Source organism: Scytonema sp. NUACC21 (genome assembly GCF_054684315.1).
In genome coordinates this window covers 89,955-101,503 of record NZ_BAAFZH010000073.1, presented here as the reverse complement: position 1 = coordinate 101,503, position 11,549 = coordinate 89,955, and the positions used below count along the sequence as shown (strand labels likewise).

Here is an 11,549-nt window from a genome sequence, read left to right as displayed (position 1 = left end):
GCCAGATTTAAAGGCAACGGTCTATGAAGCTCGAAGCCCATCACTTACCGCGCTTTTCGGTAGTGTGGGTAGTTCACTTCATTAGTACACTAATCTGACGAAACCCGGTTTCTTCGACTTAGGTCAAGGAAAAACCGGGCTTTTCAAGTACTTAAAATGATTACTCTGGAGGGTATGGGCTTTGTGCGATCGCGATTGTGCCTAATGGGGAAACATTGCTAGATGAGCTAAAAGCCGATATGATTCACTCTTCATCAGGATGGACATTCCCAACCACATCAACACAAAGGGGAAGATTTTACGACCATAGCGAGTTAAAACAGGAGCCATGAGAGGATTGCGAGTCAGATTGTAAGAGAGGAAGCACCACAACCCAACAGTCATATAGCAAATACACAAAATCACCCCTAAACTCGGGAGATCGCTGCTAGCAAATAAAGGCACATAAATCCCAATGTTATTTCCACCATTTGCAATGGTCACTGCAGAGACGCGGTAAGTTTGAGGATCTCTGAGAGTTGCCCATAGGGACTTGTTATGGCGCTGAGATTTTGCAGGAGAGTTAAAGTTAGCTGTTACAGTTTGTACGACTTCCTCTGTTTCCTCTTCTTGAGTCATGAGATGGCTGATACCAATAGCAACTGGAAGAAAACCTAACAATCCAATCCAAGTGCTTGGAATGACTAGACCGCCGAAGAAGCCAGGGAGACTCGCAAACACTAATGCAGTAAATCCAAGAAATTCACCAAAAATAATGTGTTTGGGACGAAAGGTGCGATCGACTTTCCCAAAGAATGCGGTCAAGTATAAATTATCATCAAAGGTAGTTGCAAAAGCAGCAGAAAATCCAATAACTAATGTAGTAATTAGCCAACTCATGGTCATTGCTCACAAAGTAAAGACAATTTTGTTTTAAGCTATACACTTTTTGCTTTAGCAAAGGTTCGCCAGTTATAGCCGATTTCCCAGTGTTAAACTTTTTCTAGACGATGCGATCGCCAGCTATCAAGTTAGTGATTTATGTTCCTCAGTAAAGTACATGAGATGCGAACGTTCTCAATGTTACTGCCCTCAATGAGATACAAGCAAATGTTCTTTTTTCTTAAAAAGATAAATAAAAGTGATTGATAGCTGAGGAGAAAGTATCTTTACTCAGATTTTGCACCATTGCCCACAAAGGCGAAGAAACCGGGCTTCTGAACAAAAGATTAAGGCTAAGCCGCACGTTTGTTGTTGTGCGGCTTAGCCCTACCTGCGTTTTTAGGTAATCGAATGGCACTCTCTGAGAGTAGTCGTTCTCAACAAACCCTGTTTCTGAAGATGGTGCAAGATATCAGCCTAGTGGTCTGTCCCAAAAGTTTTGATAGGTTCGTAGTTGCGCTGTCTTCGCTATTACAACTCAGACCAACCCCCCAAAATTAATGGGACAGACCACTAGAACTCACCTCATTAATTTTGATGGGCTACAAGATACCCGACTTCTTAAAAAAGTTGGGTATGTAACTAAGGTAACCCCTCATAATTAATGCGATGAACCATTAGTTAATTGGAGATTCGTTACCGCTAGTACCATTAGGTGTCTGAATTGGAGTGCTATGAATGTTTGCTAACTTTTTCAGATCCTCAATTTTTTGGTTTAAAGTCTCAATATCAGCTTCTCGCTGACGGAGTGACCCTGCCTCATTATATTCAGCTACCAACTTAAAAAGTTCATCATTCTTTCTACTCAAAAGCTCGAGTATAATTTTGACATCAACTTGCTTATTTTCTAAACCCCCAAGTTTTAACACTTCTAAGTCTAGATCGTACTCAAACTTAGAAAATTTATTATTAAATTTAGCAGAAGTATCATAGCTTTCAGATGGGCGGATAGTACTATTGACAACTCCCAATAATACAGTAATGATACCAAATAAAAATATTATTTTTGATACTAAAAAGTTCAATACTCCGACACGCCTTAACCTCGATTGAATACTTGAATAAGCAACCGTGCTATACGTGTAATTAATAGGTAATGTCAGTTTTCTTACAGCTTACACTGAGATTCTACCCCAGTTTCGCAATCCTTGGACATGAGAAGTCGAATTACGACCTTGGGTTGAGCGATTTTAATTGGTAAAGAATTAATTGTCCGGCTTGATTTTCTATGAATGTTTATGATAACCTTCACTTAATCTAAAAATACGGCAAATCGATAGGCTTACTGCACTTTGTAGTTTGCTTGTTACTCTGCGTTTATTTCTTACACATGAAACTCTACTACATTACCTTGAATAATTCAGACGAAGCACGTAAGATTGGTCGTGCTTTGTTAGAGCAAAGGCTAGCTGTTTGTGTCAATTGGTTTCCGATTACCTGCGCTTACGTATGGAAAGGAGAAATCACAGAAGAACCAGAAGTAGTATTGATTGTGAAAACTCAACAGGGTTATCGGGATGAAATTGAAAGAGCGATCCGTGACCACATTAATTACACTAACTTTATTGCTGAAATATCGCCTACAGAAATTAACCAAACTTTCTTGGAATGGTTGAATGCTGAAGTTCCCATACTTCCTTTAACAAGGATCTCTGTCAAATGATTAGCATAATCTGCTCAGTCAAATTTTCTATTTCGTATGAATATTCGTCAAACTTCACAACCTTTAACAATCATTGGTCGTCGCTTTGTTTTTCTCTCAATAATTGTATTTGCTGCAACACTCATTTTTGCTAGTTGTAGTTAAAATCAAAATCAATTGATTGTAAATATAACCCAAAATATTCAAAAATCAGTAATTACGTAATTAGCGATCGTCCTCCAACGGCTACAGAATACTTTCAACAATGGGTGAGTATATGTTTTACGAACTTGTAGAAAAAGAACTGTCAAATGGTGAAGTTTGGTCTGTAGGGCAGATGGATAAATTACCACTTCACCTTCAGTTACTAGTGGAGCAAAACCAGGGAAGACAGAATATTTGGGAAGTTCCAAACAACCAGACCGAAAACGAGCCTCCAAAGAGAAATTTATTTACAAAGTAATTCTTCAATCACCAAATATAAGTGCGTAGGTTGGGGAGGGCTTACAGTACACGACAGGTATTCAGTATGGTCCGAATTAGGGTAAAGTCTTTTTAAGAAGTATTATTATTCCTTAAATGACTAAAATTCAAAGCCAGACAAAGGCTAACTTAAGAATCTTGCCCTGGTTTTTACGCTATTTGCGCCATCTCAACACCCACCCTTTTTCGTTACCTCACCTCAACAAGCAGCAAAGCTGGCTCTTAAGTGTACTGAGTACTTTTACTTTTGGACTCTTATCAAGTCTCATAACTGCGACTCCAGGACTTGGTGCGGAGGAAATAGAATTTACATACCCACCATTTGGTGACTTTTCCATTTCTACAGCTTCTTTGGAAGCATTCGCAAAGGAAGGTAAGATAACTAACGAATTTGCCTTCTATGCTAAGCGAATGGAAGCACAGCAGTTAGCTCAGTTACGCAATTTACTCAAGACACGCTATGAAATTTCCCCTACCCTAGTATCTCAGTTTACTTATTCCGGTATTGGTGAAAACCTACTGAAACGTTTGGGTGAATTGCTACTTACGGAAAATAGACAAAATGGTTTTTATGCCCTCCGCTCTGCACTTATCTTATCTGCTGCTGACCCAGAAGGTTTAACTCTTGTCAATATCATCCGTCGGTATCCCAGTGCGACATAGACATTTTTACCCCGGCAGTTCCAGAGCAAATTCGTCCATTTACCTGGTTGCAAACTCAAGATAAGTATCTTGTTCTCATGGAAAATGCTACTCATTTCTCCACTTCACAAACATTAAACTCCTCTCAAGGAGTCTTACCTGTTCCACCTCGTTTAATCGGTCCCGATCCTGCGATCGCTCAATCCTATGTTAAAGCTTTGAGCTTGGCTTTCTTCCAAACTCATTTGATAAAGCGGCAGGAATACCGTCCCTATCTAAGTGCAAGCTATGCAAAATTCATTAGTCAATCACTAATCAACTTAAGCTTAATACAAGCTTTCACAGCGCAACAGTTTGCTCAAATTTATAACGGAAGGTATTCAACATCAACTTCTTCATCAAGAAGTCAACCAAACCAGGATAAGCCTTAGTATCGTATTTCTTGACATCCTTTGCCTTCAGCCTTCTGATGTCGGCTTCAAGATGGAGGTAAGAATAGAGTTGCCTTCTTATGGTGAGAGTAGAGGGACTTTTTTCAGGTGTGAGGATTACATGACAACCTAAGACATCAGGAGGCGCAAATAAATGATACCTAAAATTTTAGTCACCTTTGGGGCACTACTTTTCATCGTTGAGCTATCACCAACTGCTCACGCTCAAACAGTCATGGGATCTCGGTCACAATCTCGAAATGTTACCTTATCAGGCGATTCTCTTCGTGGAGTTCAAAGTCGCAGTATTAGGGAACTTTATCCAAACTCTACGTCTCAAACTTCGAGCGCTACCCAAAACCAAGGAAATCTTACTCCCAGATCGCTCCAACCAAATCAGCAAAGTGTGGAGTTAGAAGATAGGCTCGATCTGGTTTTTGAGGAAAACTCACGGAAAACAACAGTTCTTAACCCAATATTAACCGAATTGGCAGGCGATCGCGACCAACGACTCAGAGTACAATATCAATTAACAGAAGATTAAGGGTACAATACTGGTTGAATTTGGAGTGGCATTACACCAAATATGGCACTACGACGATCAAAGGTTTTTGTGTAGAGACGCGCCATGGCGCGTCTTTAGACATAGCTCGGTTTGCCCCTTCAGCGACCTTTGATTAAGCTTCCTCAATTTCAAGTCGGGCTGCTGTGACTGCGTCAAAAGCAAAAGCCAAAACAAGTGGCATGGGACATTTTAAGACATAGGTAGAAATAACTGCTGCGATCGTTCCTATGACGGCTGATATAGACCAAAACTTTTCTTGAGCGGTCATTCCCTTTTGAGTTTTAATCAATCTAAGAACTTGGTTTGGAATGGGCTCTGGCATAACGGCACCTGGCGGAAAAGCCCAGTAGTTATTGGCTCTTTCCTCAAACACGTCTGTCCAGCCATTTTCTTGGCACCATTCTACAATCCAGTCATAGTGATAATGTTTCATATTTAGGTTAGGGAATCGAATTACCATAGTTAAATCGTTAGTCTTTCAATACTGTTAACAAATTAGCCGATTGGTTTAGAACTTAAGCATTATTTAGTTGTTGTCAAGCTTGGTTAAGAAATGAAAACACTGCAATTACTCTCTATACAGTCATATATTCACAGGCTACCAGCCACTAGCCTATTCTTGCACGAAAAGAAAATAAACTTAACTTGCATCTTCGCAACTCAATAATTCTCAATATATTGTGAGCATTTACTTTAAAATACCTCAGAAGCATCTAAGATTGATAACTGACTCAAGAGGGATTTGGTCAAAACAATCTTGAAACCAGATGTAACCAAATCACCAGAAGGCAGAAAATAATAGAAAGCTTAAAATAGGGCGCTTTCCATCATTGAATCTTGCAAAAAGTACTGCACAGTAAAAGCTTCAAAATTATTGGATTAGAATTCTGGCGAGCTGCCGCTATGCTGTAGCGAAGCTATTGCTTTGGTCATAATAAGTAATATTACCTAATAATTAGTCCTGCCCTCAAGAAAGTAGAAAAATTCAATGACCTGGATTGCCACAGCCAGTAGAAGTTTGGCGCGAGGGATGGGGAATTCCTCAATTTAAAATCAGCAACGCCGTACTTTTACGCTGGTCACATAATAAAAAAAAGAGTATCAACAGGTAAAAGCTACTTTGCGATTAGTGAGAACATCCGAGGAGAGAGGATGATGAATACTGTCTTTGACAGCAATCCACCCATGATTCTTGTTGTAGATGATGAAAAGCCAGTACGGTTTGTGCTGCGTCAGGTCATTGAGAAAGAAGGATACTCTGTTGCTGAGGCTAGCAACGGACAACAGTGTTTGGATATCTGTCAGGTGCAAACGCCAGATATGGTGTTACTAGATGCCATGATGCCAAAGATGGATGGCTTTACTTGCTGTTCCCAATTGCGGGATCTTTTAGGCGATCGCTGTCCCCCCATTTTAATGATTACCGCTCTTGAAGATACAAAGTTTGTCAATCGAGCTTTTGAGGTAGGTGTAACAGGCTACCTCACAAAACCATTTGATTGGGACGTCCTTCGTCAGCGAGTCCATCGTTTACTGGCGTATAAATGGGCGGAGATGGAACTGAGAATCAAATCAGTTAAAAATTAACACTAACAACAGTTACTATCAAATCGCCATACTGATGCTTTTAAGAACTGACATATCTCGGATACGCCACCCATCATCCATACGTATTAAATCATACCTTACTCTTAATTGTTCCTTATCAGATCTTTTCATTTGACCGTTTTCATAAAACTCTGTTGCTTCAGTTACCGAAGCTTCTACCGCCGCACGGTTTTGGTCGGTCTGACCGTTTTGTAAGGATTCAATCTTCACGCTATGTTCGTATTTCCGATAGCGGTTATTGGTTCTTTCTCGTTGTCCCCACTGTCGCCATTTTGACAAGGTTGGACCTGCTAAAATCTGCTCCAAACTAGAGAGTTCGTGTTTTGGACCAAAAGCTGCGGCTTTGATATCCAACCAAGTTTGAACGATTTCCCCAGCTTGTTCTTTTGTCAAAGATCCTGTAGGGAGTTGTGGTTGGCTCGTGGGGTCGGGAATGGGTACGATCGGTTGGTTGAGTTCGACTGCCAACTGTTCCCCCTTTAAAGTGAGCCCAGGGGAAAACAAATTTCTAACCAATCCAACCGTTGTTGAGACGACCAGCCACAATAAAACTAAACTGGCTACAGAGGCAAGTGTCATCCACAATAATCGCATTGGCAATCGCCCGTTGCGTCCCCGACGACGACGTGATGAAACTGGACGGTTCTCAGGCCCATACCCCGCTCCACCTGGTTGACCTTTGTGCCTTGTTCGTTGGGGGTATGCTGTATTCGAGCCCGAGCCATTGAAATTGTAATGGGTACCTCTGGCAGGACGCTCCGTATGAGGAAGTGAGTTGACACTTTCTGTTGTGGGGCGGACACCGCTTGAAGGATTGGCTGATGTATAGCTGGGTTGAGCAAAGTGTGAATTTTCCTGCCTTTGCTGCGTTCTGCTTTCTGGTTGTCCCACATAAGGTGTTCTTGACGTTGGCAATTGTTCGGAAACTGGTGTTGAATTGCTACGGAAACTCCGACGATTTGTTTGACTTTGCCCGCTTGGGTTCTGATAATTTCCTGCCGATTCATAAGCGGTGTCTGCATCTGTCGGCAGGTTTTCTAGATAAGCTTGGACGTTTGGATCGGCAAAATAATCTTTTAAGGAAACTGGCTGGTCTACTAAATCCCGAAAGTGAAGAAACACTTCGTTTTGCAACCAGTGTTCCCCATAGCGGCACAATCCCGGTAAAAGGTCTGGCGAGTCTTGAGAATTTTCCCGAATAAAAGCCAAGGCTTCATACTCTTGAGATAGCTCCAATGCACGAGTTGCTTCTTCAGTTTGCCCCAAAAGCAAAGCACAGAGCGACTGTTCTAAATGAACGTCTTGACGCCTGCTCAAGCGGATCAGCATTTGCTTTGCCTGACGAACTAATGCAGGTTGACGTTGAGAAAATCCTTTTGCTATGGAAGCGTAAACAGCCAAATATGTGGCAACAGCTGAAGGACGGGCGCTTTCCGCGTTAAACAATTGGTGCTGTTCTGTGACTGTTAGGTAGTTTCGCAGTTGCTGGATAAATCTTAGGAAATCATCTATGTTTAAACCGGATTTGTCATCTCCTGTGCCATCAATACCACCTCGCTCATTGAGAACGTCTTGTAATAATTGCAATCCTTGGGCTCTTTCGCTGGTTTGAGCTTCAGGTAGTGCCAGTAATTCCAAAATTCGGTACGGTCGCAATCTGTAAAGGTCGGATTGAATTTCCGCCCTTCCACTGGGGAAAAGCCCTTCCCGTGCAAGCAGTTCCTCTCCAGTTTCTAAGGAAATTGCAGCATTTTCATAGTGCCCCTGTTGCCATTGTTCGCGACCTAGTTCTAAACAGGCAAGGGCAACAGTGAGAACTACGTCTGGGCGTTCGCTCTTCTGGGAGTAAGTTTCTTCGCCTTCTTCTGTAACGCCATAGCGGTTGCCCGTGCCGTTTCTGTTGATCAGGTAGGGACGACCAAGTCTTAGGACAAGTTCGTATTCTCCCAATTCTTGCAAAATCAGTAACGCTCCAATTACTTCGTCTGGTGAAATTTCAATGCTGAGATTGAGTGAGTCAATATCACCGTTGTCTTGCTCCGAAATTCCAACTGCGACTGCCGCATTTTGATGCCTGTCAGAACCATATGCGTGAGCCAGGTATAGCTTATCGTAAGCTTTGCGTTCTCTAGGATCTGATAAAACGACGTAAGCTTTTTCTATGAGCTTTTTTCTTGATGTAATGGCTGCATGGGAGTACTCTCGTCGCGGCAATTGCATAATGCGATCGCCGTATGCTTGCCGCAACTGTTCCTCACTTGCCGCCATCGGTATGCCTAAAATTCGGTAGTAATCTAGCGGAATTCGCACAGCCTACTTCCCCTGCAGGGCGATCAACATAATTTTCCTACAGCATGACTGATATGTAAAAATTTACCTTCGTGCTCATCGATAGATTCAGCACTACGATTTTATCTAACAACTTTACCTGAGCCCCCAATAATAATGTTTTGTTTTAGTCGAGACAGCGTTTCTCTGTTTAAGATTTTCTTTAGAATTTTTAGATAAACGAACTTGCAACCCGGATAACAAACTAAAGAGAACAAATATGAACTTTTTTCGCAGCATACATAATAATGCTGTATTTGCAGGAATATCTAGAAGTATATATTTATTCTCTTTCTCAAGGGTATAACTCGACCATTCCTGCAGATGGTTCAGAGAAATTTCCTCTGATAGACAGTAAGAGAAGCACTGTTTTTGAGTTTTTTCCCTAAGAGAACCGAAGTATATCATAGTTATTCTTTCATAGCAATGCTCGCAAGAGGGATAAATACTTTTGCATCTGCTCCATTAAATTGTTAGTAAATAGGCAGAAAACTTGCTATTGTGACAGCTAGTTTATAGCCAAAAGCTAATTAGACAGCGAACAACTGACCGGTCAGCAGTGAGCGATCGCACTCCGATGCTAATTAGGTAGTGATTGAAATGTTATCTTTTTAAAAGCTTACGCTGCATAAGTACAACTTTTCTCCAGTAGGAACTTTAAGATTTACGACGGGAATACCAAAAAATAATGACTCAGGAACGCACGTTACCCAAATTTGATACAGCAACCGTACAAATCACCAAAGAAGAAAGTTTGGTGCTGTACGAGGATATGGTGTTGGGGCGCTTGTTTGAAGACAAGTGTGCCGAAATGTACTACAGGGGCAAAATGTTTGGTTTTGTACACCTGTACAACGGTCAAGAAGCTGTCTCCACTGGCGTTGTTAAATCAATGCGTCCAGGAGAAGACTTTGTTTGCAGTACCTACCGAGACCACGTTCATGCCTTGAGTGCGGGCGTCCCAGCAAAAGAGGTAATGGCGGAGTTATTTGGCAAAGCCACAGGATGTAGCAAAGGACGCGGTGGTTCAATGCATATGTTCTCCTCAGAACACCGTCTTTTGGGCGGTTACGCTTTTGTGGCTGAGGGTATTCCTGTAGCAGCAGGGGCAGCTTTTCAAACCAAATACCGTCGTGAGGTGTTGGGCGACAAAAGTGCGGATCAAGTGACTGCTTGCTTTTTTGGAGATGGTGCTGCCAATAACGGTCAGTTTTTTGAAACTCTGAATATGGCAGCCCTCTGGAATCTACCAGTGATTTTTGTTGTAGAAAATAATAAGTGGGCGATTGGTATGGCTCACGAACGGGCAACTTCCCAACCTGAGATTTATAAGAAAGCCAGCGTGTTTAACATGGTGGGTGTGGAAGTAGACGGAATGGATGTCTTAGCTGTGCGAGACGTGGCACAAAAAGCAGTAGCCCGTGCTCGCGCAGGACAAGGTCCGACCCTCATTGAAGCAATGACCTACCGTTTCCGGGGTCACTCCCTAGCAGACCCAGATGAACTGCGAAGCAAAACCGAGAAAGAATTTTGGTTTGCTCGGGACCCCATTAAGAAATTTGCTGCCTATCTCGTTGAGCAAAACTTGGTTTCTACCGAAGAACTCAAAGAAATTGACCGGAAAGTACAGCAAGTTATAGATGAAGCGGTGAAATTCGCTGAAAGCAGCCCAGAACCGAGCCCAAGCGGGATTGGATAGTACGCTGTTGATTCTCAAGTATCGACTCAAAGCGAATGAAAATCGACCAGCTATTGAAGTTGTGCGAAACTACGGTGATATCCCTGAAATTAATTGCTTCCCCAGCCAGCTTAATCAGGTGTTTATGAACATTCTAGCAAATGCAATTGATATGTTCGATGAAATGGCACAGCAAACAACCTTTGAAGAGTTTAAAAAACATTTCCAACAAATTACGATTCAAACTGCATTCTTATCCGAACAAAATACGATTGAAATTCGCATTGGTGACAACGGTAAAGGTATGAATAAGGAAGTCAAATCTAAGATTTTCGATCGCTTGTTTACCACTAAAGGAGTTGGCAGGGGAACAGGGTTAGGTTTAGCGATCGCCCGTCAAATTGTGGTCGATAAACATAATGGTCGGCTGGAAGTCCAGTCGGAATTGGGACAAGGCACTGAGTTTTTCATCTCCCTCCCAGTTCGGAGTTAGAAATTTCCAAAAAATAAATTAATCAAAAAAATTCAAGAAACAGTTAAGACAATCCCCTATAAAACACTAACTTTAAAAGGAGCCGCAGGTAAAGCATACAAGGAACTTACGAATGGGAGGCTACTGTCCAGCATCATCGGACTCGATCCTGCTGGACCTTTGTTTGAAATCATTTTTAATCCAAACAAATGCAGAGATATCCATTGCTTCGCCCCAATCAACAGCATTATGTTCGGCTGGGCGAGTATGTGTTACAATCCTTTTCGAGTCTTCCTTGGTTATTGCCAGTAACAGAAGCGCAGTACAAGTATTTCAGTACAGAAGGAAATTTTTCGTTTGTTAGAAAAGAAGGTGTCGGTGAATCACCAACAATTAATCCTGATGACTTTACATCAGAAACAATCGAAGCTACGTTAACACTAGGAGGAGCCGAAAATACTACGCTGAAATATCTAAACGATTATTATAAAGACGATCCCAATTTCAGTGATGGAGAATTCGGAAGTAAAGCAGTAACAGATCCACCCGTTAAGAACATTGATGTCATTTATTCAACTGGTTTTGACTCACCGGTGGGAGCATATTACTATAAAGAAGGAGAAGAACTCAAAGTAGCAAGTTACTTGGGTACACAGAAACAGCCTGTGGACGACGGAAACTTTGTTGTAATAAACGGAGTAAGATTAGAAAGAGTCAATAAAACGCAACATCTGGGTTTGTATTGAGAGATGCAAGATCTGAGTAATGCTAATTCTTTA

General features: G+C 41.7%; 13 protein-coding genes. 9 read left to right on the top strand and 4 right to left on the bottom strand.

What is annotated here, in order from left to right; all coding sequences use genetic code 11:
• Positions 1 to 201: 201 nt before the first annotated feature.
• Entirely contained in the window at positions 202 to 879 is a 678-nt protein-coding gene (locus ACYRY3_RS14540) for a cadmium resistance transporter (protein ID WP_460202356.1), read from the bottom strand.
• 659 nt (positions 880 to 1,538) lie between these two features.
• Complete coding sequence (locus ACYRY3_RS14535) at positions 1,539 to 1,946, bottom strand: hypothetical protein (RefSeq protein ID WP_460202355.1); 408 nt, start codon at positions 1,944 to 1,946, stop codon at positions 1,539 to 1,541.
• Between the two features lie 305 nt (positions 1,947 to 2,251).
• Between ACYRY3_RS14535 and cutA the strand changes: the two genes are divergently transcribed.
• The 5 genes from cutA (at position 2,252) to ACYRY3_RS14510 (ending at position 4,663) form a co-directional block, all read left to right on the top strand.
• Complete coding sequence (cutA, locus tag ACYRY3_RS14530; protein ID WP_460202354.1) at positions 2,252 to 2,584, top strand: divalent-cation tolerance protein CutA; 333 nt, start codon at positions 2,252 to 2,254, stop codon at positions 2,582 to 2,584.
• Between the two features lie 256 nt (positions 2,585 to 2,840).
• A complete protein-coding gene (locus tag ACYRY3_RS14525; RefSeq protein WP_460202353.1) occupies positions 2,841 to 3,026 on the top strand; it encodes a hypothetical protein in 186 nt (61 codons plus the stop codon).
• A gap of 116 nt (positions 3,027 to 3,142) precedes the next feature.
• Positions 3,143 to 3,709 (top strand): alpha/beta hydrolase, encoded by a 567-nt coding sequence (locus tag ACYRY3_RS14520; protein ID WP_460202352.1) that lies wholly within the window; start codon positions 3,143 to 3,145, stop codon positions 3,707 to 3,709.
• Between the two features lie 77 nt (positions 3,710 to 3,786).
• Entirely contained in the window at positions 3,787 to 4,119 is a 333-nt protein-coding gene (locus tag ACYRY3_RS14515) for a hypothetical protein (RefSeq protein ID WP_460202351.1), read from the top strand.
• A gap of 154 nt (positions 4,120 to 4,273) precedes the next feature.
• Positions 4,274 to 4,663, top strand: coding sequence for a hypothetical protein (locus tag ACYRY3_RS14510; RefSeq protein WP_460202350.1), 390 nt, complete (start codon positions 4,274 to 4,276; stop codon positions 4,661 to 4,663).
• A gap of 133 nt (positions 4,664 to 4,796) precedes the next feature.
• On the opposite strand, the gene ACYRY3_RS14505 is transcribed toward ACYRY3_RS14510, so the two are convergent.
• The gene (locus ACYRY3_RS14505; protein ID WP_460202360.1) at positions 4,797 to 5,117 is read right to left on the bottom strand and encodes a slr1957 family protein; all 321 of its coding nucleotides are present in this window, start codon (positions 5,115 to 5,117) and stop codon (positions 4,797 to 4,799) included.
• 719 nt (positions 5,118 to 5,836) lie between these two features.
• Between ACYRY3_RS14505 and ACYRY3_RS14500 the strand changes: the two genes are divergently transcribed.
• On the top strand, positions 5,837 to 6,271 hold the full coding sequence (locus ACYRY3_RS14500) for a response regulator (RefSeq protein ID WP_460202349.1): 435 nt from the start codon (positions 5,837 to 5,839) through the stop codon (positions 6,269 to 6,271).
• An 18-nt stretch (positions 6,272 to 6,289) separates the two neighbouring features.
• Here the strand turns inward: ACYRY3_RS14500 and ACYRY3_RS14495 are convergent, their stop codons facing one another.
• Positions 6,290 to 8,602, bottom strand: a complete 2,313-nt coding sequence (locus ACYRY3_RS14495; protein WP_460202348.1) for an IMS domain-containing protein — start codon at positions 8,600 to 8,602, stop codon at positions 6,290 to 6,292.
• Between the two features lie 706 nt (positions 8,603 to 9,308).
• On the opposite strand from ACYRY3_RS14495, the gene pdhA reads away from it, so the two are divergent.
• The 3 genes from pdhA (at position 9,309) to ACYRY3_RS14480 (ending at position 11,516) form a co-directional block, all read left to right on the top strand.
• Positions 9,309 to 10,319 carry a pyruvate dehydrogenase (acetyl-transferring) E1 component subunit alpha gene (gene pdhA / locus ACYRY3_RS14490; RefSeq protein WP_460202347.1) on the top strand — a complete coding sequence of 337 codons (1,011 nt, stop codon included), beginning with the start codon at positions 9,309 to 9,311 and terminating at the stop codon, positions 10,317 to 10,319.
• Positions 10,312 to 10,791, top strand: coding sequence for a sensor histidine kinase (locus ACYRY3_RS14485; protein ID WP_460202346.1), 480 nt, complete (start codon positions 10,312 to 10,314; stop codon positions 10,789 to 10,791). The genes pdhA and ACYRY3_RS14485 overlap by 8 nt, the downstream gene beginning before the upstream one ends.
• Positions 10,792 to 10,979: 188 nt before the next feature.
• Positions 10,980 to 11,516 carry a hypothetical protein gene (locus ACYRY3_RS14480; protein WP_460202345.1) on the top strand — a complete coding sequence of 179 codons (537 nt, stop codon included), beginning with the start codon at positions 10,980 to 10,982 and terminating at the stop codon, positions 11,514 to 11,516.
• The last annotated feature ends 33 nt before the right edge of the window (positions 11,517 to 11,549 follow it).